Origin of the sequence: Bdellovibrio bacteriovorus, assembly GCF_001592735.1 — a bacterium.
GTDB lineage: Bacteria > Bdellovibrionota > Bdellovibrionia > Bdellovibrionales > Bdellovibrionaceae > Bdellovibrio > Bdellovibrio bacteriovorus_D.
The window spans coordinates 35,954-60,910 of sequence record NZ_LUKE01000006.1 but is presented as its reverse complement, the minus strand read 5'-3'; the positions used below and the strand labels follow the sequence as shown (position 1 = coordinate 60,910).

Here is a 24,957-nt window from a genome sequence, read left to right as displayed (position 1 = left end):
TTTACTCCGCGTCGCGAATCACGGACGAAGTGCGTGCTTCTTTAATTTCGCGACAATTCCACTTAGCTTCTTCTAAGTTCTTGCGAACATTAGAGATGTATTCTTCGCAAGAACCCGTAATTTGCCCTGAACCAATCGTTTCATCGACACCTTGTTTTGTGTAGATAGCGCGGCACTTTTGATCTTCGCCCATTTCCACACGCAAAGTGCGGACATTCTTTTGATTGCGGCAAAGAACTAACGAGTTTTCCAGTCCCGCAAAAGCCGTGGAAGTTCCTAGAATTACAAGGGCTGCTGTGATCATTGATTTTTTCAAGGTGCATCTCCTACGTTTTGTACCCAAGTTTGATTTTATAGAAGCTCAGGACGGACTAAAATAGAGAGAACGCTGAAACAATTAAACTTGGACTTATTTTGGACTTTGTCTTAGGCAATCTTTGCCGGTTTCCATGAAAACCACCATGGCAGAGATAAAAAAAGCCGACACTGAGGTCGGCTTTTTATGAGCTACTATGCAGATTTAGACTTAGTAGCTTTTTTAGAAGTCTTCTTTTCTTTAGAAGCTGCTTCAACCAACTTTACATTTGAGTAGTCGATGAAGCCTTCTTTTTTTAGAAGACCGTCTTTTTTGTCATAGTGTGTTTGAACTTTCACACCTTGAACTTGGATCTTCATAGCAGCCGCGTTTACAGCCAATACAGACCCTTTTTTACCTTTATCAGAACCAGTGATTACTTGGACAGTTGCGCCCTTTTTAATTTTCAATTTCATGTCTGGCCCCTATTTCTTTACAGTGCTCATTTTTTTACGGATACGCGCTTTTACCGCCAAAGCTCTTTTAGACATTTTAGCGTCATCAGAGTTAAGGATGTAAGAGTCAAAACCGCCAACATGCTCCATATCACGGATAGCGCTGGTAGCGATTTGTAGACGAACCATAGAATTCAAAACGCGGCTAAAGATGCGTTTTTTCTGAACATTTGGTTGTGCAGTTGATTTAGTTTTGATGTTGGAGTGAGAAACCAAGTTTTTTACAACAGGGCCTTTTCCAGTGATTTCACATTTGCTCATAACGAAGCTCCTCGGCTTTTACCTATATACAAACTAGCTATTAGTCTGGACAGCACGATCCGGGTTAAATTAGGAGGCGCCGCAAACAAGAAGTAACGATATAAGGTAAAAAGATACTTGCTGGCAACTCTTTTTTCTTGTACACATCATGATCTCGCAACCAATAGGACATCGAAAGAGGACTTTAATGAAAAAGACTACTCGTAGCAAATACCGTCAAGAATTCTCCGGCGACCACGTATTCGATTACAAAGATCCAGCATCTTTGACTCGTTTCATCGGCGACGGTGGTAAAATCACTCCTTCTCGCATCTCTAAACTCAGCGTAGCGCAACAAAAACGCGTTGCTGCGGCAGTTAAAAAAGCTCGTAACTTGGCTCTATTGCCAGGTGGGTCTGATGCTTTCGATAACTTCCACAGAGCTGAAGCTATCTCTCCAGTTCCATTCGAGATCTAATCAATCTTTGAACTGAACTAGATTTCCTATTGGATACTAAAAAGCCGGTTTAAAAACCGGCTTTTTTTATTTCTATTTTCGCCTATTTAGGTTTGGGCTCTTCGAGCCAGCTTAATCCAGCACCACGCCGTGACGATCATCATCACCATGTAGCTTTTACTCGAAAACTGATGCAGGACCGGGCCCGGGATTCCAACAAAAGACAATTGATCAAAGGGCACCCCCCAATTCAAAAGCCGAATCCCCAAGATGGGCAAAGCAAAGACCGTCCAAAACTGCAAAACGGCCACAAACCAGATCATCTCTTGTAATTGAGCACGTCTATATTCCAGAACCATCAATATAACAGGCAGTAATACAAATAGAACACCTGCGACGGTTGCGGCGGTCTGACGTTCCGGAATCACTCGAAAGATCACCAGAACCGCCCCAATCACCACCACTTGCGCCATCAAATATCCAAGAAATGCATTTCGTCTCATGTCTAGGAAGCTAGTCCAGGGGGCCGGACAACTCAAGCCTGAAACCCGCATAAAATCGTTGCGGGGGCCGGCATGTCCGGGCCTTTATGTTGCAATGCTTCCTTATCGAAACACGATGCGAACATCGGACAACTTTTAAGGAGAATTTCATGGAGCAACTTAATTTATCACTAAGACAATTCGGGTTAAACCCTTTGGAATGGGACATTCAACGCCTGCAAGGGTCGCAATATCTCATCAGTCACAAATACGACGCCGGCTTTGAGTTTCACGGGCAAGTGGAATATCGCGCCAGCAAACCTCGCTGGAAATTTCTGCGCTTGTGGTCGATCTAAAAGATCTCACACCGAACTGAAAACAGACTGCGGTTCCAGATATTTTCTTCGGTCATCATTGTGTTTGCCATTCTTGGCTGAACACTTTCTTGGCCCGGCTCAAGAGCCACTGGAACCTCTTCGCCTGGAAGTTTAGCAAAAATCTTACGGCGCAGCTCCACCCATCCCTCTTCTCCATTGGCCCGGATGTACACCGAGCGCAGACGACAAAAGGTCGCAAGCTCTGCCTCTTGCATCCAACCAAATCTTTCAAGCGTCGGCTCTGGCGGCTTTAAGCCCCAAGCCAGACGAGTCATCAACTCAACCCCATCCGTGATGGCCGTACGGGCCTCTGCTACTCCAAAGAGCTGCGCTGCACATTCTGTGGAAGCCTTATTGATCCCATCGGCCACTTTTTTAAGGGTCAGGAAATATTCATAGCAAGAACCCGGACTGTTCCCAAGCTGGCAAGCCTCTTTAGAGCGCTGGATGCTCGGAGGAATGACGTTCTTTTTTTCTTTTAAGGCAAAGATGCTGCCTTTTTGGTCTTCTTTGAAAGAGTCCAGTTGGGTGTCACATATCGTGCGTGGAGGTTGCAGTAAAAAGATCACAAATATAGCAACAATCAGAACTAATAATACGAGAACTGGCTTTGGCAGCGAGTTGATGAAATTTTCCATGTAAAAAAGGATAGCTTATATCACGCGTTAGTATCCAGAGATTTGAATTAGATTTGACAAAGTCCGTCCAATTTCATAATTTCCAAACCTCGTCGGGGCGTAGCGCAGTCTGGTAGCGCATCTGGTTTGGGACCAGAGGGTCGTAGGTTCGAATCCTATCGCCCCGACCATTTTTTTAAACAGCGCGGCTGTTCAGTTCGTTACTCTCATTCACCCATCTGTTTAAAAAAATTTGCTAGACCCCATCGCTGAGGCGCTGGGGCCTATTTTGGGGGCTTTGCCCCCTTTCTTTTTTCTTGATGAGGGTGGCTTTGGGTACTTTTGATCAGAAGAAATTAGATCAGATTAAAAATACTCTTAAGGCTGAGTTTCAGCCAGTTCGTCTTTTTCTTTTTGGCTCGCGTGCTAATGGTACTGCCTCGAAAAATAGTGACTATGATTTTGTCATGGTGGTTACCGATTCAAAAAAATCTTCTATTGACGAAATGAGCCGAGCTCGATCCTTGATCTTTAAAAATCATGGCGTTATCGCCGATGTCTTTATCTATTCTAAAAAAGAATTTGATCAGTGGAAGGATGAATTCAACTCTATTCCTGAAACGGCTTTGAATACTGGCAAAGAAATCGAGCTATGAAAATTTCTAAGACCGTTCAGCAATGGATTAAATATGCTCGTACGGATCTTAGTATGGCGAAGGCTTCACTCCAGATTTCTAGCCAGTACAAAAATGGCGCAGCCTTTCTTGCACAGCAAAGTGCTGAAAAAATCGTAAAAGCCTATTTAACTTTCAAAAGAATTCGCACACCTAAGACCCATGACATGGAATTTCTTTTAGCTGAGGTTGCTAAAATAGATCCCAACCTTGCCAAGAAAATTTCAAAGGCTGAAGGCCTCACGATCTATGCCGTCACATACAGATATCCTGACGCCGAAAGAAAAACTATGACAGTGGCTAAAGTAAAAAAGGCCATTCAGATTGCTGAGGAAGTTTTCGAAGCTTGCCTTAAAGCCATAAAATCTTCGTGATCTGAACAAACAATCACATTCTCATCAGCCGTTTTAGTTAGGTTTCTAACTCTTCTAAGACGTAGCCTCAACAATTGCGAAAAGCAATTTGAGCGGCTCGGAATCGCGTGACGCCAGCAAAACATCAGCTGGAAGGCAGATGAGACAATTGATCCGAACTGGCATATATTCAGCGAGCTCGTACGTGTCGATGCGGTGGTCGACAATGTTGATGAAGTTCATCATTGCGAACAACATCACACCCGAAGTTGGTTCGGTCGTGCTGGCAAGACTGTCTTCACTCGCCCTGCTCGTTTTGAGACATTCATATCCATTTAACCAAACTTAAGTCCCCCCATTACACTGGTAAAATTCCTTAACAAACGACGACTTGTTTTGAGCCAAAATCTCAACGTTGGTCGCGAAAATGCGAGGAGTTAACAATATGTAAGACAAAGACCCTTTGATTTTAGATCTAAACATCCGAGAAGTCAGGGGTGAGATGTTAAAATCTAGTCAACGAGAAAGTGAATGAAACGTTTTGGACGCTACTCGAGAATTTTGATGGCCATAATACTTAGCTGTGTGCAGGGAGCTCAAGCTGAGACGTATGTCCTTCGAAACTCCTCGTCCGAATGTTCACCACTTCAGCAAAAAGTTTTTTATAAAATTAAAACCGGCGACACCTTAGGCGGAGTTCTTTATCGCTTCAACATCGGTCCGTTGTGGGGACCGCAACGCTTCGTTGATAAAACAGCATCATCAAACCAAATACCGAAACGCGATACTCTGCGCGTGAATGATACGATTGTTTTGCCTCTTCACTGCCAAAATGAACTGGATAAATTCATCACCGAAGAAAAAAATGGCGACATCTATGTAGTGGCTTTAAAGACCGAGGACGTTCGCCAAACAGCAGCGGAAACTCCGGCCCCCGCTCCCCTAATAGCCCCCGTTGCTACGACAACTCCAACTCCAACTCCAACCCCTCCTCCGACCTTAACACCAGCGCCCTTAATAGACGCATCCACCACAGACTATTCAACAGTGGGAGTTGACATCTATGGCGAATATTCAGCATTGATCGGCGTTGATAAAGCCAACGGCACAACTGGAAAACTTTTATCCAAAATGGATCCAGGGGTGAAACTCTCTTGGTCTCAGCAGTGGGATTCCGAAATGCGCTCAGAGCTTTACTTTTCGATGTTGAACGCATCTTATCAATCAGAAAAAAACGGCGTCGCACTAAAAAACAATGAGTTTGTAAAAACCGGCTTCGGAGCTTCTATCTTCTTCAACCATAGCCACCGTCTGGAATGGGGCTTGGGATTTTCTCAAGATAGTGAAATATTTTATCGCGGTTCCGGCGTCGGCAACGGTTTGGAGTTTAATACCATTCCACTTTTGAAACTTCATCCAGAATTCAAATATCTTTTGATCGAACGCCGCCACCTTTCATTAAGTGGGCAAGCTGGAGCTTCATGGTATAGCGGTGGAACCTACGATACTTACACCGTCGACAACGGCCTTGGAGCCGATCTGTCTTTATCCGTAAAACATCAAATGGACAGCGGAAATGATTTTCACTGTCAGGCTTATTTCGAGATCAGAAAGCAAAATACATCTTTACTGGAATTAGAAGAAAAAAGTACGGGCCTTAAATGCGGACTAGGGTGGAGGATGCCATGAAGTACGTGTCTGTCGCGGCATTGCTATTTTTAGCGGCGTGTTCAAACCCATTTGGTGGCGGCCAGTCCGTGGTCGATGAAGGTCATCACCCGGGAGTCCAAAGTACTTATCCGGCTGGAGCTTTTTCAGAAGTGTTAAGTATGGGAAAACAAAACTCCGTCACCCCCCGCGGGTACGTGGTTTCTCATTCCGCCGGTGAACTAAGTAGTGAAGTCACAACCACAACTCCTCGTGGATATCAGGTTTATTCTGGCATCCAAGGCGTGTTCGTTTCGGAGACCCAATAATATGAAAACATCATTAACCACTTTCTTCTTTTTATTGGTTTTAACAATAGCGACACAGGTCAAAGCCAGCGGGCCGGCGATTACCTATCACGGACGCATCATGAAGTCTGATGGCACTCCACTAAATGCACCAACCGTTCGATTTAAAGTCCAAATTCGTACATCAGGCGCGGAAAACTGTTTGATGTATGAGGAAACGCTGACTAAAGATCTTTCGGCCAGTGCCGGTGTATTTTCCATAAGCTTAAATTCCGGTGCTGGATCACGTACGGACACGAGTGGATACTCCTTTCAAGATATCTTTTCAAACCGCGTTCCCTTCACTTTCCCCTCAGGGACTTGTTCTTCGGGAACCACTTTTTCACCCCTAGCTTCTTCAGGTCGCAGCCTTTTAGTCTATTTTAATGATGGAACATTTACGGGTTGGGAACCTGCACCGCAACAGATGATCAATCAAGTTCCTCAGTCGATTGATGCCCTTCAAGTAGGCGGCTTCACTTCGGATTCTCTTTTACGCGTAGCTAACGGTTCGGGACCGCAAACAACGACGCCACTTTCTCCCGCAGACTACAATGAATTAAGATCCCTCGTTTCCGGGACAAGCACGCTTTATGTTTCAAACTCGGGCGGCGGCGGCGGTGTCGGCGTTTCCTCCCTGACCGTAGGATCTGGCTTAACCGCCGGTGGTGTTGCCGGGGGCACCCTCTCGGGTCCAGGTACAATTGATTTAAAATCCACGGGCGTTGCCGCGGGCACTTATACGAAAGTGACGGTCGACGTAAAAGGTATCGTACAGTCAGCAGGCAACATCTCAGCAAGCGATTTGCCAACAATTCCCTTAGCGACTGGCGTTTCCGGAGTTTTACCCATCGCCAACGGTGGTACCGGAAAAACTTCGGCGACAGAGGCGTTTGATGCTCTTTCTCCCTCAACAACCAAAGGAGACATTCCTGTTTTCAACGGGACTGATCACGTGCGCTTAGGTGTAGGCGCAAATGGATATGTCTTAAAGGCCGATTCAACTCAATCCTCAGGACTTGTTTGGAGTGCGCCCATCGCCACGGACATCGCTTCGATGACGACAACAGGCATTGTGCAAAGAAATGGAGCCAACTCTTATAGCAGCGTAAGCGTGGTATCTCCACTTTCATATTCCGCTGGCACATTAACGGCCGATGTAGGAACAACCGCGGGAAAATTAGTTCAAGTGGCGAGCGGTGACAAATTACCGGTGATTGATGGTTCTAATTTGACGAATTTGTCACTCAGTCAAATTTCTTCTGGCACATTACCCATCAATAAGGGCGGTACAGGTAAAACCACGGCCAGTGATTCTTTCGATGCCTTAGCTCCAACGACGACAAAAGGGGACGTCATCGTCTATGACGGGACCAACAATATTCGCTTGCCTACAGGTACGAACGGAAATGTTTTAAAGGCGGATTCATCAAGTGCCTCTGGCCTGACTTGGGCTGCCCCTATTGCTGTTAGCTCCCCCCTGACTTACACCGCCGGGACTGTGGGATTATCATCAACCGTCACCGATGCATTGTGGAGTGCGAATTCTGGAAATGTTTATCGTTCCACCGGTTCGGTAGGTATTGGTACAAATTCTCCTTCTGAAAAATTAGAAGTGGTCGGCAAAATCAAAGGCACGGAACTTTGCATTGATACGGACTGTCGTTCGGCTTGGCCCACATCAAGTGGAGGCACCGTCACCAGCATCACGGCAGGGACCGGCTTAAGCGGTGGTACAATCACGGGTTCAGGAACGATCGCGTTAACAGCAAGTGGAGTCACCGCAAATACTTATGGCAGCGCGACCACCGTCCCCCAATTGACTGTCGACACCTATGGGCGCGTGACTTCCGCAACCGACGTCACAATTTCAGGAACGGATCCCTCAGGTGCCGCCTTAACAGCTGGTAAAATTTGGGTGGGCAACGCTTCCAACGTCGCCGCCGCTGTCTCGGTATCCGGAGACATCAGTATGGCCAACGACGGCAGCACGACCGTGACGAAAATCCAAAACAAAGCCGTCAGCGCCACCGCACCAAATTCTTCAGGACAAGTTCTGCGTTATGATGGCACGACTTGGAAACCTAATTTTATTTCTATGTTTGATCTGCGATCCACGGTCACGGGGACGGCGACGTTCGGTGCGGGCAGCACAGGATGTACGGCCGGAGAAACATTAACCTGGACCGCCGCCACTGATAACTTAGCTTGTACCGCGATCTCTTTAGATGCATCTAAAATCGTTTCTGGAACAATCGATGCTGCTCGCTTACCTTCAAGTGTCGTGACGAGCTCCGGAACTACGGGTTATGTTCCCTATCTTTCTTCCGCCTCGGCCCTAGCCAATTCTCCATTGTATGTCAGTGGCACCGCGGTAGGTGTCGGGACCACGTCACCCGGAGATCGATTCCACATCAAACAATCTGCGAGCACTGCGGGTTTACGCATTGAAGAATCGGGTTCGACGTCGTCAACAAGCTTATACCAAGATTCAAGTTCTGTTTTCACGATCAATCGCGGTAACAGCTCCACGAAATTAGTTTCAGGCGGCGGAGGTTCTTATTCCGTGAGCGTAAATAACATTCTGGGACTTTACCAAGACTCGGCCGGCAAAGTCGCTATTGGTACTTCATCACCCACTTCTCTGTTTGACGTTGTAAATTCCAATGGTCGTCAATTCCAGGTCGTCGACGGCGGAGCAAGCACCGTGAATTATTTGACGGTGACCGGAGCCGCAACGACTTTAGCCCCCACCCTGGCGGCGGCGGGTTCAGACACCGATATTCCGATTGCGATTTCAGCCAAAGGCGCGGGGCGCATCGAAATGAACGCGTCGCGAGTTTTCTTACCCACTTCAAATGCGTGCTTGGTGGTTGGCTCGGCCTACAACTCCGTCACCGGCTGCTCGGGACACACCCTGACTTTGGGTGGTTTTAGCAATACGGCTGAAATTGGTATGGCCCGCAACAACACCGGTTCTCAAGACGGTAAATCGTTGACGGTTATTTCGGGAGCGCCGAAACAAAACATCGCCGATCGTAATGGGGGTGATTTGATTTTATCCAGCGGTATTTCTACGGGTAACGGCGCAAGTAGTATTTCCTTCCAAACTGCAAGTGCTGGCACTGCCGGCGCTACCACCGATAACACACCATCCACGAAAATGACTATTCTGGGATCTGGTTGGGTGGGTATTGGTACGACAAATCCCGGCGCCTCATTAGAGGTGCAGTCCACTTCGGCCTCGGGCAACATTCGTTCTAGCAGTACCGCTTCTTTAGGAATATTGTCGGGTGGTTCTAATTTAATCATGACCACCCTGGTCCCAACGGCAGCAAATCAACGCTTAGGCATTATCGGCTTTGGCGGCTTATCAAATTCTGGCGGCTATTACAATTTTACCAGCGGCATCACGGGATGGTCGACACAAGCCTGGAGCTCCGGGGCCAACGGGACCGCGTTGGTATTTGAAACGACAGGTAATAATAATAACACTCGCAGTGAAAAAATGCGTCTTGATCAGAATGGCTACTTAGGTATCGGCACAGCCAATCCGAATGCTCCCCTGCACGTTTCGACGACGAATGTTTCAGGCAATATCGCAAATTTCGTTTCGACGGGATCAGGCGGTGCAGGATGTAGCATTTCTTGGAACGGAACATCGTGTTCTTCCGATATTCGTTTAAAAGAAAATGTACAAACCGTGGATCTGACAACCAATTTAGATCAGCTGCTTAAAGTTCGCACCGTGCATTTTACTTGGATCAAAGATCTCAAACACGAAAAACAGACGGGCTTCATCGCGCAAGAGTTGGAAAAGTTATTTCCGGAATACGTAAAAACAGATGAGCGTGGATTCAAACAAGTGAATTACGCCCATTTTGTGTCGGTCCTGACCGCCGGCTTGCAAGAGCTTCATAAAAAATGGTCGACGGATTCTGCCGATCTTCATCGCAGCGTGGCTTCCGTCGAACAAGACGTGAGCGCGCTAAGAAAAGAAAATGCCGAACTCAAGGCTCGCTTAGAAAAACAAGATCGCGAACTTCAGCTGATTAAACAAAAATTGGGGCTTTGATTCAAACAGATCTTAGCTGATTGATCCTTAAAATCATCCAAGAAATATCATCCTCACAAGGCTGGCCCCCGCTGGCCTGTTTTACATAGGATGAAAGTTTCGGCGACAGAGTCTCAAATTCATTCTGGGCAAAGAGCTCTTTTAAAGACTTTATTAACTTTCTCTCGCCAAGGGGGCGGCCCGTGGGAGTTCTCAGTTCCACCAGCCCGTCGGTGCATACAAAAAGCGTATCCTGCGCCTTAAGAAAATACTTCGAAGTGGAATACTTTGACGAAGGACGAAGGCCTAATATGGATCCGGGCTCGGCCATCACACTCTCGGTCCCGACATTTTGACCATTTTCATTTTTAAACACAAAAGGTGCGCAGTGGCTCGCGTTGGCAAAATCCATTTCGCCAGTAACCAAATTGATCCGTCCCAAAAAAAATGTCATGCTTAAAGAGCCTTTGGCCACCTTATGAAGAACTCGATTGAGACCTTCCAAGAGTTCCCCTGGATCCGCAATTCGAACATCCTCAATGACTGAAAAATACGTTCGACTGACGCCGGTCAGTAGAGCTGAAGAAAGCCCGTGCCCCGTAACATCCCCCACCGCGATAAATAAAAAATGATCCACCTCGAAGTGATACAACCAATCGCCGCCGCAGCCATGCATCTGCTGAGTGTATCCAGCCAATGAGTATTCCCGCGTCCTTACGCTCATCTCTGGAAAGAAACTCATCTGCACCTGTTCGGCCATGCGAATCTCCGCATCCATGGAAGATTTTTTCTCTTTCACGGCAATCAGATCCTCGATACTTTGAGTCATTTTATTGAAGTTTTTCGATAAGGTCGAAATTTCTTCTGATCCACCTTGCTCAAGGGCCTCGATACGGACCCCGTCCTGACCAAATTGCTCCACCTGTTGGGAAAGCCTTTCAAGGCTGTTAGTAATTCTATTTAAAACATAAGAAACACCAATATCAGCTAGGGCCAAAAAAGCAACACAGATTAAGAAGGCCATCGCCATTTGATATTGCAGACTAGAGATCACCAGGCGCTTAGGAGCCACCGTTAAAAAAAATCCCAGCTTCGGCACGACCCGGTAAGCGACGAAAGCCATTCCGTCTTTGGCTTCCTCTTCAACAAGACCCTCTATCACGCCACTTTTTAAGACTTGTTGAAGTTTACCACTTCTCAGTAGAACCTGATCCTCATTTTTTGCAGACATCTGTTCTTGAAAAAGAATTGTGCCTTTTTCATCCACCAACATGGATCTGGACCATTCAGGGACACTTAATTCCCGTTGAAGATTTGCTATCAGATGACTCGAATCCACGTCCTGGCTTATTCGTTCTAAGAACCGATTCTTCTGCATGACCATATCAACAAGCAGATCTACTTTTTCGTGATACTGGTTGTACAAAAAAATACCGGCATTTGCCAAAACCGTGACCAAAAGTAAGAAAGAAATCAGAAGTTTAATTTGGGCATTGAGTTTCATCAAAGAATCCATTCTACTACAAAGGTGTCACTTCAACGTCTCTTATTACAGTTCGGCACTCTTAATTTAGCACTCTTATTTGTGGCCGGCCTGTGTGTATCCGGAATTATTTTGATGCGCACTCAGCATCAGTTTTTCTTTGCGGGCGCCGGTTATTCCCAGCCTATCGCCTACTTTCACGGACCTTCGGGAGAGCTTGAGTATCGACCCTATGATTCATTACGATGGATGTTAACGCCTCCAAATACCATTCTCCGAAACGGTGATTATCTTCGAACCGGGAATGTGAGCGCATTGATAACCACCTATGGCAAGTACACCGTTATAAAAATGCTCCCAAACTCTCTGATTCGATTAAGTTTAAGAAATGGGATGATTCACCTCGACGTCCAGCAAGGGGAAGTCCAACTCCCTCCGGGAGCCGACGTTGAAGTTTCACGAAATTCCTTGCCCCCTGCCACATCCTCAATGACCGACACCCAAAACGTCGATGTGCCGAAGGCGAAAACCGATTCTGCAAAAATCAAAAGTCAAAATCTCGTCATCAAGGGAGTGCAACTTTATCCTAAGCGAAATTCAATCCTGCTTTATCGCAAGCAGGCTTTGATATCGATATCGCTTCCGTTTGAATGTCGTGAAGAATGTGTCTTTGAGATATCGTTAAATGGAAAATTTGATGCCACCTATAAGCGATCCGGTTTTCCCACAGAAATCCCGTACACCGTTAATAAACCTGGCACATACCAATGGCATCTGAAAGGTCTGGGTGTCGATGAGGTCGGAGAATTTGAAGCCATCGAATATCATAAAGACGAACTTCAAAAGTTCCTCCTGGAAAACCGCGATTTAGATATCCTCAACTAGCCAGTCCGTTGCTCGTTAGTGCGCAGTAAAGTACTTTGCAGTTCAAACTTGGACTCTCGAAATGGGTCAAGTCTCCGAAAAATTTTCTGGAGGCTTTATGAATTTTTCTTCGGCACTTGGAGTTATCGCGGCAATCGTTGTTTTCGGGGTTGCTATCTTCACCTCAACGTCTTCTCGCGAAATATTTTTAGATCCCCACGGCATTCTCATTGTCATCGGGGGCACGATGGCCGCGGCCTTTCTCTGTTTCCCAGTGTCCACCTTTCCCCAAATGGTGAAAGTCGTCATTCGTAAGTTTTTGGGAAAATACGGACATCGTCACGCCAATGCGATTCGCGAAATTGTAGAAATGTCGAAGACCCAAAAAGAAGATGCCCAATTATTTCGAGAAAAAATACCGCAAATTAAAACAGACTTCTTGCGCGATGGCCTGAAACTTTTGGTGGACGGCGGTATGAACGACAAACAACTGGATGCCATCCTTAAAAAAAGAGCCGACGTTCAATTTAGACGCCATCAGAAAGAGGCCAACATCTTTAAGACCCTGGCTAAATTTCCGCCGGCCTTCGGCCTTATGGGAACGACCATTGGTATGATTGCCTTACTTCAAAGCTTAGGCTCTGCCGACGCGTATTCCCGCCTGGGGCCAGCCATGGCCATAGGTTTAGTGGCGACACTTTACGGTATCGCTCTGGCCAATTTTGTTTTTATTCCACTGGGAGAAAACCTTGCCAAATTAAATGAAGAAGACGAACTTTTGCGCGAGTTAGTCATCGACGGCATTCGACTGCTTCGCGCCCAAGAACATCCTCTGGTCGTTGAAGAGTTCCTGGTTAGTTACTTAAATCCGACGGAGCGCCACAAGCTGCAGGCGAAAGCGAGCTAATATGGGTGCACTAAAAATTAGACCAGATGAAGAACCATCCATTTGGGATAGCGGTAATGAACCCCCGCGACGCCCCCCCGAGCATGAAGAAGAGGGCGAAGGAAGTTGGCTGGTGTCCTATGCGGATATGATGACCCTGCTGGTAGGCTTTTTCGTGGTTTTACAAAGCTTTTCGAAAATCGATTCAAGTTCTTTTGAAAAAGTGAAAAAAGAAACGACGCAGCTATTCGGGGGCGAATATCAAATGCCCTTCGAAGATTTAAAAAAACAGCTTGAAGAGGTCGTGAAAAAAATGAACGCTGGGGATCAGGTCGTATTTACGCAAACAGAAGAAGGAATCGAAATCACCTTTCGCGGTGCCCTTTTTTTTGAAACGGGTTCCTATGAACTGCGCTCCGAAGCCATTCGTCTGTTGACGGATTTAATTCCCGTCATATCCGAAAAGGCGAAGGACTTTGGCATCGTAGTTGAGGGACACACAGACAGTCGACCGCTGCTTACCGATGGTCCCGTCGCCACAAACTGGGAACTCTCAAGTATCCGAGCATGTCGGGTTTTAAGACTCTTCTTAGAAAAAGGTTTTGCGGCTTCAAAAATCAAAGCCCTCGGCTGGGGAGACACCCGATCCATCGCCTCTGACAAAAATCCTGATGGGAGCTGGAACGAGTTCAACCAAGCACAGAACAGACGCGTGGTCGTAAAAATATTGAAAAACTTCGAGGCAAAGTAAAATGAAAAAAAATTTGTTGAGCGTTTTTATTTTAGTTCCTTTACTTCTGACCGCGTGCATGTCTCCACGAACCATCCGTATCGAGTCGACGCCGTCCGCGGCCGCGGTGATAATTTCGGATAAAGTCATTGGCGAAACGCCTATCGAAATATCTGAATCAAACTATCCCGATGAATTTAAACAAAACTATTTAAATATAAAAATAACGAAGGCTGAGCATGAAGAAAAATCGGTCATTGTTCCCACACAAGGATTACAAAACTTTACAATCAATCTTTTGGAATTGAACCAGAAGTACTTTGAAACGATCGTCCTTAAAAGCTTTCAACGTCCGCAGAATGAATTGGTGCGTGAACTTCTTCAAATCCAGGGTCTCCTTTTCTCAAAAAAAACAAACGAGGCAGAAAATCGCCTTCAAGTCTTTATGAAGGCCTATCCGAATATCGCTGCCGGTTATGTCTTGCAGGCCAACATCGCCATCGAAAAAGGCAACCGCGCTGAAGCTAAACAGTTAATTGTCCGGGCACTGTCTCTGGACCCCAATGACGCCGTTGTAAAAAGAATGCTTGAAAACTTGTCAGGAAGGACAACCCAATGAAAAATATTAAAAATTTATTTTTCATAATTTTTTCGACAATTCTACTCGCCCCTCAGACTACCTGGGCGCTGTCTGAAACTAGCGTTGAAAATTTCGAACGTCAGGTGGAGCAACAAATTTTAAGACTTTCCACGGTGCATTTTGGAACTTCGGAAAATGTTGCCGCCAGTGTAAAGGCCGTTACCAAAAAAACCGCCGCTCCCGCCCCGAAAGAAACTGAAGCCCTGGATGTTGGATATTTGCCCGCCCCTGTGGCGGCCATGGGAAGTCCTTCATCAGAAGAACTTGAGATTGATCGACTGGAAATCTCTATGGTCATATCTTCTTTAGTAGATGAAGCGGCCGTGCGATCTTTACGTACGTCCGTACAAAGAATGTTTGCCCCCTATCGGCCGAACATCCGCGTTCAAAAAGTCAAATTTACTGAAGTGATAAAACCAAAACCGGCCGCAGAAGCCACCCCGAAGGAGCAGCCAAAAGAAATCAAGGCCCCGGACTTTACGAAAAAAGACATCCTGTGGGCGATCATCGTGCCAGTTTCAACTTTTTCTTTAGTTATGGCCCTTTATTTTGCATTCTCAAAACTCAGCGAATCGCTTCGAAGCGCCAGTAAAAATCTGGCGGCGGAAGGAATTCTAATTCGTGGAAGCGAACCGAAGGGGCAACTTGCGCAAAACTTGAAAGAAGCGGAAACCGATCCCAAGCGGGTGGAGACTTTGGTCAATGAAAAGATCAACCCGAAGGATTTCCTGGAATCTTTAAAAAAGCTGGCCGATCAAGAACCCGTTCGCTTTATTTCGGTTTTGTCCGATTCTCCCTCTGACATGTTGGGGCTGAGGTGGTTTTTAAGTCAATTGCCCACCGAAACCGCCGAAAGGCTGAACAAGTTCCTAGGCCAAGAAAGATTAAGAAAAATTATGACGCCCATGTTAGCGCCGGCGAACTTTTCAATGGGTGCCTGGGCGCAGGATCTCAATGAAAGAGCGACGCTGAAACATTTGGCGGGCCGTGATTTCTTGGAAAGCATTTTCAGTGGGGATGATCTTTCGTTTCTTTATCAACTAGAAACGGATCATATCTTCCAACTGGCCTCTAAAGAAAACAATATCGCATATTGGAAGGTCTTAGCCGAGCTTGCCAGTTCAGACTATCTTTTAAAGAAATCCACCGAGCTTGAAACCACGCAGTGGGCGCAAATTATTCGCAGCTCGAAGGTGACCTTGGATCAGGCCAAAGATAACTCAGAAAGATTGATCGCCGCCTTAAAAAGCAACTACAGCAAACCTGAATTACACCAAGTCATTGATGTAGGGTTTGAAGATAAAATATCGGAACCATTACTGCAAAAGCTTCAAATCTTACCTTTTGGCGAGGACGAAGTGTTCTTGGATGAAATTGCCGCCGACAGCCCACGCATCAGCGAGCGTCTTCGTAAACAGTTTTGGACATTCCGTGATCTTCGAGAATTAGATATTGCTTCACTAAAGTACTTCATCGATGCACAGACAAACGAGACACTTTTTTCCTTGCTGTATGTGGCATCAGAAAAAGATAGGGAACTCTTTAAATCTCATATTCCCGAAGGAATGCGAAAATCTGTAGTCCTTGACCTATTACAACAGGCTTTGGCCCGAGCGGACGAAGCTAAACTTAAAGCGGCGATCTCCCTGACGCGCGAGACGCTACAAAAGACGATGAAGCTGTATGAAGCTGGCAAGATTTCGAAGCGCTCGGACAAGGGATTGGCCGCGTGAAGAGTCTAACCCTTTCCGTCCTTTTATTATTTTCACTCACGGCAAAAGCTGGTGAGAAAACCTACTCCTCTAAACTGATTTTGCGGTCTGGTATGGGACAGTTGACCAATACCGGAACGCAGAGCGGAAGTGCCGTTTCCGTAGGAAGTTTAAACTTACAGTATTTAAAATTTCTGAATGAACGACTGGGACTTGTATTTGGCTATATGGCTGAATTTGACGTGACTAATGGTTCGATGCCTGTCTCTGGCATGGAAATCGGATCGAGATATTATTTCTACAATACCGGAACGACCACGACCGAAAAATCAGATTGGGGCGTATCCCGTCAAAGAAGTTTATGGAACGCTTATTTTGCCCTTGTTTATGGCAAAAGAGACTTTTATTTGGGTCCTGACTATCAGTCCAACGACGCCACCTCGACTCTTAAAGGCGAATACGCCGTGATGAACCTGGGGGCGGGAATCGATTACTATTTGAATTATCGCTATGATTTGAATATCGAGCTATCAACCAGCGCCCTTTCTTTTGCCAGCTCTGATGCCCGTGTGAATCTTTCGGAAACTTTTTTAAGAATAGGAATTGGCTATGTCTTTTAAAAACGAAATCATGCTCAGCGAAGTCCGTCGTATTTCTGAAGAAAAAGTGGAAAGGTATCTTTTGAACCTTCAAGAAAAGCATTTTGCCGTGGTGGCAGAGAATTTGGAATTACGAAATATACTTGCGAATGTGTTGCAAAATCAAGAAAGGCTTTTAAACCAAATTGAGAGGCTCAGCCGCCCCAGTTCCGGAGCCGATCTTCCCTTTAAAGCCCTTGAAGAAAAAATCGCCGCGCTGGAGATGAATTTGTTTAAATACCTTTCGATGGATACGGAGTCATGTGGAGATCCCGGGAACGCGGAACTAAGAAAACAACTTAAGAACATGTTTTTGGATGAGATCGCCAAAAAAAATAGAAAGCCCTGAGTTCAGAAAAATCTTTCTTCGTTCTTAATCTCGACGACAGCTCTTATACCAGCGCTAGCCGCCATCGCTGTCACTAACGTCCGTAGCCCCCCGATTGTTCGTCCGTGACTGCCCAGAAGACGACCACAATCCTGCTGATTGATATCGATGGAATATTTGGTGGTTCGCTCCCCGACTTCATATTCGACTTGAAAGGAATGGGAAAGAATCATTCGCAGAACACTTTTAATTACGTTTCGAATATCATTCCGAACCTGCAAATTCTCTTCTTTGTTTTTAAGTCCAGTTGCTTTTACGACCAAGACCTTTTCACCCATTTAAGACTCCAGTTCTTAAATTGTAAAAGAAGGACCGGGCCATGAATAGATGGTCGAGAAAACTTCTGCTTATCTTAGGTATGCAATGAACAAAGAGGCTTACTGTTTTTGAGACTTAGAAAAATCAAACGGGAAAAGCTGCACGGACAATCGAAACACTTCATTATTTTCTTGTTCTCGAGAAAGGAGATGACCAATTCGTTCGACAAACGCCCGAATCTCTTGCTTAACTTCTTCGACTGAGCTTAAGCTTCCCGAGACGGTGAGCGTCTGGAATTCGCGCTCTCCGGCAGGGATGGCGTTCAAAGCTTTTTCGGCAATTTTTAAGTGATCACGATGAATATCTCGGAACGCTACGTGCGGAAGATCATCTTCCAAGACTACATTTTCAGTATCCACCCGGTATTGCCCTGGACCTGTTTTTTTTAAAAATTTACGACTTACCAGATCCTTGACGATAGCCTGCACTTCCGTTTCTGGAATTTGCAGCTTTCGAGCCATGAGTAAAATTGAGGGTTTTTCAACAAGTTCAAAAAAGCACAACACCGGCCAATAAGCCCAATGCATCATCAACAAACTTTCCGCCTTAATTATACTACGAGATTTAAGAACAGGTCTTAGCCCCATACGAGAAAGCATTCGATTGCGTGCCTCACCCGTAATTTTCATTTGTTCTAAGATCGCGGCGGCCCAGTTCGCGGAAAACTTCCAGGACTGTGTGCCTTTAAGAATTCCGGCTAAGGGACCGTGTGCAACGCCTAAATCACGCGCCAAAGCCCGGATGCTATATCTGGTATTTTTAGATTTTTGCTTTTTGTAGTAGTCTCTAAGGAGATTTACAAAATCTTCTCTCCAAGGCGTCATATCAACCTTTTACCTTCAGGCAGAGTCGCATTCAACTTCCTGATAAACCTGGGAAAAAATGTAAATCGCAACTTCGCGTCACCGTTTTATTCAGGATCCAGCAGGTCAATCTTCAGTTCAAAATCGGCATCTTGGGCCGACGCCACCGATTGAATTTTCAATCTCATTAAAAGCCCATATAATTCATTTCGGTACAGTTCAAACTCGTTCTTGCTGCCCCTAAAAACAAATCTATGATTATCAGTGACCTTATCAGATTTCGTAATCTTATAGGGATGATTCATAAGAAATATAAGATCATTAAGCCTATCCGGCTCTACGTTTAGCTTGGACACCATCTGCAGGGCTCTTTCCGATGAAACCTGTAAGTCTCCTGACATGACTCTAAACACGGTGCTTGCCGACACCCCTAGGATGCGCGCAAACCCCCTCATGGAGATGCGAGAATTACGGGCTTTGAGTTTTTTAAACTCTTCTTCTAGAAGCGCTATAAAGTTCTCATTCCATCCCATTTATAATCTTCCCCAGCCCAAAACTATTAGAGACCTCGAGTGTCAATCAAGGTATTGGACCATTTTCTGTGCAATGGGATTGACCACCGAGAGCGAACTTAAAAAACATATTTTCCAAAAAGCTATTTTAGGTTGCTTCTAGCTTATTAAAAATTTACAAGATCGCCGTCCGTCGCAGAGGAGACCCCCATGAGAATCATTTATTATATTCTTATCTTCATCACCCTTTGCCAGGGAGCCCAGGCTTTTTTCGTTCGCGTGGGAAATAATGGTGATGGTGTCTTGGTTCATGATGAAATTTACCTGCGCGATCTTTATGAAATGGGTATCCATAAAACACCTTGGTTCGGATCGGACGTTGTTCCTGCCATCCAAAGTCGGTGGGCCCAATCCCCTCTTTTTGGCACCTTCGCTACAGAAGCCCCGCTTTTAGTTCAAAAGTTTTCAGACGCTGAAAAAGTAACACCCGGCTTAGGTGCCGTTCTGATTTCTTCTTTAAACCGCATGAAATTCACCTTTTCCTCTGACGAAAAAATTTTTGTTGATAATGTCGAGCCGGGCTTCGTCGCTTTGGCGGTCAGAATCTATGAAAACGTCTACATCAATGAAAAGCTTTGGCAAAAAATGGCGTCACAACAAAGAGTCGCCCTGCTAATTCATGAAGGCCTGTATAGTTTTGCAAAAACCAGCTGTGGCGAGGACTTTTTAACGTGCAAGCAAAGCTCTGAGGAAATAAGACCGTTGGTAGCACAGCTTTTTCAAGAAACGCACCCGGTGGATTTTATTGATCAACTTTTTTCCAAACTGAAAATAGCCCCGCTTTACCGAATGTGTAAAGATCCCGCACTTGAGCTTAAGGTCGAAATACTTCAACAAAAGGGTCTTACCTGTGATACCGATAAATGCGAGCCCAAATATCGCGCGACCAGATCGGCGGCTTTTACGGAAATCACGGATGTTTACAGTGATCTAAGCCGGTTTTGCAATCTTGCTAGCCAGCAAACAGCGGCAACGGGCTTGCCGCTAATTATTAAAATATCCGCACAGATCCCGAAGTTGGAAGTCTTAGAGAACGGCTATATTAATTCCAAGAAAGAAGCTTACAGCGGCCAAATCGCATTGTCTGTCGCTGCGACGACGCAATCGTTTCCCTTAGAGGTCGTGGTGAAAGATGAAAAAAGTTGTAACATGTCGCTTTTCATACAATATGCGCAAATTTTAAACTTCGCTAAAAATACGACTATTTCGGCCCATAGCTATTGTCACTGACAATAGCTAACCAGGCCGCTCGTTTTATTGATTGATTCCGCAATCTTCAAATTTGAGGCGCGGATACTCGCCCACATTACACCATTTCCATTTACCCCCGCTACTAAAGTCGAAGTTACTGGATTCATAAACATTCCCCGGCGCCTGGTTTTTCATGTCGGCGTCGAGCTCGCCAATGCTATTTGCGCTGGCAGCATCAACTCCGTAAGGAAATGATTCTACCCGATAAAGCACACTGGATGATGAAACCGTGGGATTGTTAGTAATATCCACACGGAAGTTGGGAGACTGAGAGCTGGTCGCCATCGTTGATTGCGGCGTGAATTTTACCGCCGAATACAGCCGCTGTAATGTCACGGAATCAGTTCCCGAAGCCGGAGTGAGCGTTCCACCAAATGCCAGATTCCTAGTAGTGGTCCCGGTGTAACTGCCTAATGCATAAGAATCGGTAATGGAAGCAGACCCCATCAAATAATAACATCCGTTGCTTCCAAACAGTCCTCCGACGGAACCTCCGGGATTTTGGTTAACGAAGATTTTTGCCTTCACTTGATCCATGGAAACTTGCGAAGGTATGCAACCCGCCACGCCCCCCTTGAACACGTTACTAGAGGCTTCCGCTTGAGAAAGGACCGAAAGCGAGGCCGTAGATCGCGTCATCGTAAAGTTCTGCGTCGACGAATCTACAAATCCCAAAGCCCCGCCCGCCATCAGCCACCTATTTCCCGTGGATGCAAGGATGGTCAGATAGGTTTTAATATCCGTGTTTCTGATTGTTAAATTTTGCGGCCCGACCAGAAGCCCCACCACTCCTCCCACCCCGGGAACTGTGTTCAAGCTGCCGCCATTGCTGGAAGGTTTAACCTTAACGTAAATAACAATTTTTGATCGCAGACCCGCATCGTCATCTGCGACCGCCAAAGATGAAGAATTTGCGGACCAACCAAATTCCGAAGCAATGGCGCCCACGCGCGCTCCATCCGGACTGCTGCAGTCAATATTAGCAACGATGGTTATACCTTTAAATACGGGGGACCGAACGCCTCCGGAATTTTTAAAGGATGAAGATCCCGAGCTGTTTCCAAAAATGCCGCAACCCGCTTGCCCCGCCGTGGAGCTGGTGTTGGTCGAGGTAATATTAAATCCCAGAAATTTTACAGACTGGATGGTGGAGGTCGTCAGTGCGATCGCTCCCACGTACTGTCCGGAACCGGTGCGATTTAAATCCAATAACGCAAAGCCATTTCCATTCAAGCTTCCACCAAACGAAGAGGTATTTACAATCCCTCCGGAAATACCGCTGAGATCCAAATTTCTTCCGAGCTTGTAATAAATAAGAGCACTATTATTTAAGGCGAGCTGCAGTTGAGCGATATTGCAAATTAAATAAGCGCTGGATTCACTGGTCCCATTGGCCGTGCCGCCGTTTTGAGGGGCGTTGGCAAAGTAGGTGGACGATCCACCCGCAGCATCAAAAATATCACACGAATCCGTTCGAGTCGCATTGTAAACGAACGCACCCGAAGCCGTTAAGATAGTGCCTTCAGGATTTGTAAAAGTAATATCCACCGGTCCTGCCGTTCCGGCAGGGGTCACACAAGAGATGTATTCATCGGATAAAACTTTCGTATTGTTACAGGTGGTGCCACTGAATTTAACAACAGTGTCTTGACCATAGATATTTTCCGAGCCTTTTGAAAATCCTCGTCCCTCGAAGACCACCAAAGTTCCGCCCCCATAGTAAGCCGTAGAGGTCTTCACCGACGTAAAGGCCATCTTGTTCGCCGAATAAACTGTCAGATTTCGCGTGGTCCGATTGCGCTCAGAATCTTCGACCACGATCAAATAGTTAATCCATCCATCTTTACCCAAAGGGCCCGTCAGATTGCCAGAACTTGTGGTGTTGGCAAAACCGGTAAAGACCAAGGTGTCCGAAACGGTGGCCATGACAGAGTTCTCAGTTTCTGAAAACTTCGAATAAATTGATACTTTTAAGTTCGTGGCAATAGTCCCACCTGGATCATCAGCACTCCATGTTAAGACCCAGCGTTTTTGCAATCCCAAGGTATCCGCAGACTTCGTGGTGCTAAAGGAATAAATTAAGGGAGCGGTTACGTCCGTGGCGACAACTTGTTTAATATTTCCCGCATCGCAAGTCTTATTCCCGGCAGCATCAAACGCGCAAAGTCCGTAAAAGTAAACTCCCCCGACCGAAAGAGTGTCGGTGAACGTTCTGACAGTGCCCGAATAAATCTGCACCCCATCCGCATCCGGGGCTGCCGCGTTGGCAAAGGTGCTTGAAATTTTTCGATACAGTTTATACGTAATCGCATTACCTACAGAATATTGATTGTCCGTTGTCGACGACCATGAAAAATCCAAACCACTGACTTCTAAATTGGAGGCGAAAACGCCGTTGCCTGGAGGTGTGGTGTCGCGAATCCGCAAGTCCGTGTAACTTGAAAGAGGATTTAAATCGGTACTTTCATTCCCCACGGCATCATAAGCCACAACATGCAGTCGATATAAACGATACGGAGATAGTCCCGTCACATCACATTTCAAATCAGAATTGGCCGAATCCGGAGAAGCCGTACTGCAAGGATTCGCCGCACAAGCGCAAGATTTAAGTAAGATTTTAGCGCCAACAGGGCTTGCGGGATCGACGGAATAAACCCGGAAACCCGCATAGTCTGTCGGATAAGGAGCCGAAGGCCGATTCCATCTTACCGTCGCCACTCCCTCGGTCAAAGATTCCGTGGCGCCCGCACTTGCGGCCTTAATCCCGGAAGTGAATCCTTGAGGAGGCCGAATGTCAGGGATGGTGGTCTTCTTAGCCGAAGTGTAAGAGTTGTAAAATGTAGTGCAATTATCCGGCAGCCCTAACCCCAACGTGGACGCGTTATCACAAGCATCCACAGTGGCATAAACAACGTCGTTATCGTTTAAGGTGTAATCGGATTGCGTGATGCTTCTTCCGCTGGTGCTGGTCTTGGGTGCTGTAAACGAAGCCAGCTGTGTACCAGCGGCCGATGGATTGGGATTGTTTTTCCAAATACGCACGACATAGTTATTTTGATCCGCACTTAAAGGAGGGTTCCATGTTAAGAGCAGATCCTTTTCGGTATTTCGGAAAGTAAGACTTTGGATGCCCCCAAAATTCGGCGCCGTGAGGTCGCCGGTGGTCAAAGTGGCTTCAGCATTAATAGAGGACGTATTACCAGCCGCATCCCGAGCCCTCATACAAAAGCTATAATTGGTCCGTTCAGAAAGATTCGTGACATCATAAGTCTGAGCATTTCCCCCTGGATAAGACGCCGCAGAAATCACCACATCCGGTACAACCTTATTGCACGCATTCGTAGGCACAGTCCCAAAAGGCGCCGACTGAATGTATAATACATATTCTTTGATTCCGTCGGCGGCTCCAGCGTCTGAAGAGCCTTGTCGAGGTGCCGATGTAAAGCCAATTCGGGCGGCCTTGTCCACAGGACTGATGCTAATGATACTCCCGATTCCTAAAAACACCGGCTCCGTCATATCACCGGTCGTAAAGGTCATCACGTTCGTAGAATTGTTAACATTCCCGGAAGGATCCAAATCATCGACGCGCACCTTGTAGGTGGTGAAATCCAGAGAGTTTTCTATCGTCATTTCTTGAACTGGATTTGTAATGTCGGTCACCGCGACGGTTTTTGTTGGAGAGTTTGGCAGTGTACATCCTGCCCCCGTACAAGAATAGATGCGTCGCTCGGCAATACCCCCTTGAGAAGACACCCAAGGAGCCGTGATGTACAATGTTCGATTTCGGCCGGCCATCAAAGAAACGCCGACCGTTTGGGGCGCACCACGATCCGGAAGTGTCAGGGACTTTAAGGTCGTATTAGAATCGCAGATATCATCTTTGGTGCATGCGCGGACTCCAAAAACATAAGGAAGCTCGTCACCCAAGCCATCTACGATCATCGAGAAAGTTCCCGTGGCCGGCACTTTACCCCGAGGTATCGCTGCCCAATCCAAAGTCGAACCAACATTGGCGTAGATCAAATAATAGGAAGCCTTAGACGAGCTGGAACTTTCAGGATTCCAATCCACTTTGACGGAAGAATTTGAGGAGCGAGCCGCATTGATAATTCCGTTAAAAATAGGCGCATTGGTGTTAATGGGAGAGCCCGTGACGTAAGCAGAACCAGCAATCTTGGAGGCTCCTTTATAGGCGTCACAAGAATATTGATAGGTCACTCCCTCCATAAGCCCCGTATCAAGAATGGAGGTGATGGTCGAAATGGATGATACTCCGATTTGAATTCCATCGCGATAAACGATGACCTTATCAGCCTCGCTCGGAAAAGTGAATTCCACACGAACGCTCGAATTGGAGACTCCCGAAGCAGAAATGCAACCTTGAAACGTCGCCGTTGCAACCGGGCCCGACACCAACGACTCCGACTGCAGACATCCGGTCAACGAAATCACAATGAACGCAGAAATAACTAGATTTGCCACAGGGTTCCGAATCATTATCTCTTCCTTGCGAATAGAATATACATAATCCATCGGTGCATTCTGAGGAACCCTACATACTTTTAAGTCTCTCGATGGATATTTCACCCTGGAAAATGCACACCGTTAATG

At 46.3% G+C, this 24,957-nt stretch carries 25 protein-coding genes and 1 tRNA gene; 16 read left to right on the top strand and 10 right to left on the bottom strand.

Annotated elements, in window-relative coordinates:
• Position 1: 1 nt before the first annotated feature.
• The 3 genes from AZI86_RS17165 to rpmB form a co-directional block, all read right to left on the bottom strand.
• The gene (locus AZI86_RS17165; RefSeq protein WP_253716003.1) at positions 2–316 is read right to left on the bottom strand and encodes a hypothetical protein; all 315 of its coding nucleotides are present in this window, start codon (positions 314–316) and stop codon (positions 2–4) included.
• 194 nt (positions 317–510) lie between these two features.
• Positions 511–771, bottom strand: coding sequence for a 50S ribosomal protein L24 (locus AZI86_RS17160; RefSeq protein ID WP_061836524.1), 261 nt, complete (start codon positions 769–771; stop codon positions 511–513).
• A gap of 9 nt (positions 772–780) precedes the next feature.
• Positions 781–1,071 carry a 50S ribosomal protein L28 gene (rpmB, locus tag AZI86_RS17155; protein WP_061836523.1) on the bottom strand — a complete coding sequence of 97 codons (291 nt, stop codon included), beginning with the start codon at positions 1,069–1,071 and terminating at the stop codon, positions 781–783.
• A gap of 187 nt (positions 1,072–1,258) precedes the next feature.
• Between rpmB and rpsR the strand changes: the two genes are divergently transcribed.
• Positions 1,259–1,528 (top strand): 30S ribosomal protein S18, encoded by a 270-nt coding sequence (rpsR, locus tag AZI86_RS17150; protein WP_081111981.1) that lies wholly within the window; start codon positions 1,259–1,261, stop codon positions 1,526–1,528.
• Between the two features lie 86 nt (positions 1,529–1,614).
• On the opposite strand, the gene AZI86_RS17145 is transcribed toward rpsR, so the two are convergent.
• A complete protein-coding gene (locus AZI86_RS17145) occupies positions 1,615–2,010 on the bottom strand; it encodes a hypothetical protein (RefSeq protein WP_096000921.1) in 396 nt (131 codons plus the stop codon).
• A gap of 149 nt (positions 2,011–2,159) precedes the next feature.
• Between AZI86_RS17145 and AZI86_RS17140 the strand changes: the two genes are divergently transcribed.
• Entirely contained in the window at positions 2,160–2,345 is a 186-nt protein-coding gene (locus AZI86_RS17140; RefSeq protein ID WP_061836521.1) for a hypothetical protein, read from the top strand.
• Here AZI86_RS17140 and AZI86_RS17135 read toward each other — a convergent pair.
• A complete protein-coding gene (locus AZI86_RS17135) occupies positions 2,342–3,004 on the bottom strand; it encodes a hypothetical protein (RefSeq protein WP_061836520.1) in 663 nt (220 codons plus the stop codon). The two genes, AZI86_RS17140 and AZI86_RS17135, sit on opposite strands and share 4 nt — an antisense overlap.
• Positions 3,005–3,097: 93 nt before the next feature.
• On the opposite strand from AZI86_RS17135, the gene AZI86_RS17130 reads away from it, so the two are divergent.
• The 6 genes from AZI86_RS17130 (at position 3,098) to AZI86_RS17105 (ending at position 10,079) form a co-directional block, all read left to right on the top strand.
• Positions 3,098–3,174: transfer RNA gene (locus tag AZI86_RS17130), tRNA-Pro, on the top strand.
• Between the two features lie 141 nt (positions 3,175–3,315).
• Entirely contained in the window at positions 3,316–3,639 is a 324-nt protein-coding gene (locus tag AZI86_RS17125; RefSeq protein ID WP_157684756.1) for a nucleotidyltransferase domain-containing protein, read from the top strand.
• On the top strand, positions 3,636–4,031 hold the full coding sequence (locus AZI86_RS17120) for a HEPN domain-containing protein (protein ID WP_061836518.1): 396 nt from the start codon (positions 3,636–3,638) through the stop codon (positions 4,029–4,031). Before AZI86_RS17125 ends, AZI86_RS17120 begins: the two co-directional genes overlap by 4 nt.
• A gap of 510 nt (positions 4,032–4,541) precedes the next feature.
• Positions 4,542–5,699: a LysM peptidoglycan-binding domain-containing protein gene (locus AZI86_RS17115; protein ID WP_061836517.1), complete on the top strand. Its 1,158-nt coding sequence runs from the start codon at positions 4,542–4,544 to the stop codon at positions 5,697–5,699.
• Positions 5,696–5,986: a hypothetical protein gene (locus AZI86_RS17110; protein ID WP_061836516.1), complete on the top strand. Its 291-nt coding sequence runs from the start codon at positions 5,696–5,698 to the stop codon at positions 5,984–5,986. Before AZI86_RS17115 ends, AZI86_RS17110 begins: the two co-directional genes overlap by 4 nt.
• A gap of 1 nt (position 5,987) precedes the next feature.
• Complete coding sequence (locus AZI86_RS17105) at positions 5,988–10,079, top strand: tail fiber domain-containing protein (RefSeq protein WP_061836515.1); 4,092 nt, start codon at positions 5,988–5,990, stop codon at positions 10,077–10,079.
• Between the two features lies 1 nt (position 10,080).
• Here the strand turns inward: AZI86_RS17105 and AZI86_RS17100 are convergent, their stop codons facing one another.
• The gene (locus AZI86_RS17100; protein WP_172798022.1) at positions 10,081–11,562 is read right to left on the bottom strand and encodes a SpoIIE family protein phosphatase; all 1,482 of its coding nucleotides are present in this window, start codon (positions 11,560–11,562) and stop codon (positions 10,081–10,083) included.
• Between AZI86_RS17100 and AZI86_RS17095 the strand changes: the two genes are divergently transcribed.
• The 7 genes from AZI86_RS17095 to AZI86_RS17065 all read left to right on the top strand — a co-directional run bounded on the left by AZI86_RS17095 (position 11,545) and on the right by AZI86_RS17065 (position 17,360).
• A complete protein-coding gene (locus tag AZI86_RS17095; protein WP_157684755.1) occupies positions 11,545–12,426 on the top strand; it encodes a hypothetical protein in 882 nt (293 codons plus the stop codon). The genes AZI86_RS17100 and AZI86_RS17095 overlap by 18 nt on opposite strands.
• Before the next feature lie 97 nt (positions 12,427–12,523).
• Positions 12,524–13,312: a motility protein A gene (locus tag AZI86_RS17090; RefSeq protein WP_157684754.1), complete on the top strand. Its 789-nt coding sequence runs from the start codon at positions 12,524–12,526 to the stop codon at positions 13,310–13,312.
• Between the two features lies 1 nt (position 13,313).
• Complete coding sequence (locus AZI86_RS17085; protein ID WP_061836511.1) at positions 13,314–14,042, top strand: OmpA/MotB family protein; 729 nt, start codon at positions 13,314–13,316, stop codon at positions 14,040–14,042.
• A gap of 1 nt (position 14,043) precedes the next feature.
• Positions 14,044–14,640, top strand: coding sequence for a tetratricopeptide repeat protein (locus AZI86_RS17080; RefSeq protein WP_061836510.1), 597 nt, complete (start codon positions 14,044–14,046; stop codon positions 14,638–14,640).
• Positions 14,637–16,394 carry a FliG C-terminal domain-containing protein gene (locus AZI86_RS17075; protein ID WP_061836509.1) on the top strand — a complete coding sequence of 586 codons (1,758 nt, stop codon included), beginning with the start codon at positions 14,637–14,639 and terminating at the stop codon, positions 16,392–16,394. The genes AZI86_RS17080 and AZI86_RS17075 overlap by 4 nt, the downstream gene beginning before the upstream one ends.
• Positions 16,391–16,993, top strand: coding sequence for a hypothetical protein (locus AZI86_RS17070; protein ID WP_061836508.1), 603 nt, complete (start codon positions 16,391–16,393; stop codon positions 16,991–16,993). Before AZI86_RS17075 ends, AZI86_RS17070 begins: the two co-directional genes overlap by 4 nt.
• Positions 16,983–17,360: a hypothetical protein gene (locus tag AZI86_RS17065; protein WP_061836507.1), complete on the top strand. Its 378-nt coding sequence runs from the start codon at positions 16,983–16,985 to the stop codon at positions 17,358–17,360. Before AZI86_RS17070 ends, AZI86_RS17065 begins: the two co-directional genes overlap by 11 nt.
• A gap of 2 nt (positions 17,361–17,362) precedes the next feature.
• On the opposite strand, the gene AZI86_RS17060 is transcribed toward AZI86_RS17065, so the two are convergent.
• From AZI86_RS17060 to AZI86_RS17050, 3 genes are all read right to left on the bottom strand, one after another.
• On the bottom strand, positions 17,363–17,677 hold the full coding sequence (locus AZI86_RS17060; protein ID WP_061836506.1) for a KH domain-containing protein: 315 nt from the start codon (positions 17,675–17,677) through the stop codon (positions 17,363–17,365).
• A gap of 99 nt (positions 17,678–17,776) precedes the next feature.
• Positions 17,777–18,541 (bottom strand): TIGR02147 family protein, encoded by a 765-nt coding sequence (locus AZI86_RS17055; protein WP_061836505.1) that lies wholly within the window; start codon positions 18,539–18,541, stop codon positions 17,777–17,779.
• An 86-nt stretch (positions 18,542–18,627) separates the two neighbouring features.
• On the bottom strand, positions 18,628–19,053 hold the full coding sequence (locus AZI86_RS17050) for a helix-turn-helix domain-containing protein (RefSeq protein ID WP_061836504.1): 426 nt from the start codon (positions 19,051–19,053) through the stop codon (positions 18,628–18,630).
• A 189-nt stretch (positions 19,054–19,242) separates the two neighbouring features.
• Here AZI86_RS17050 and AZI86_RS17045 point away from each other — a divergent pair, with 189 nt between their 5' ends.
• Complete coding sequence (locus tag AZI86_RS17045) at positions 19,243–20,322, top strand: hypothetical protein (RefSeq protein ID WP_061836503.1); 1,080 nt, start codon at positions 19,243–19,245, stop codon at positions 20,320–20,322.
• A gap of 24 nt (positions 20,323–20,346) precedes the next feature.
• Here the strand turns inward: AZI86_RS17045 and AZI86_RS17040 are convergent, their stop codons facing one another.
• Complete coding sequence (locus AZI86_RS17040; RefSeq protein ID WP_061836502.1) at positions 20,347–24,843, bottom strand: IPT/TIG domain-containing protein; 4,497 nt, start codon at positions 24,841–24,843, stop codon at positions 20,347–20,349.
• Positions 24,844–24,957 lie beyond the last annotated feature (114 nt).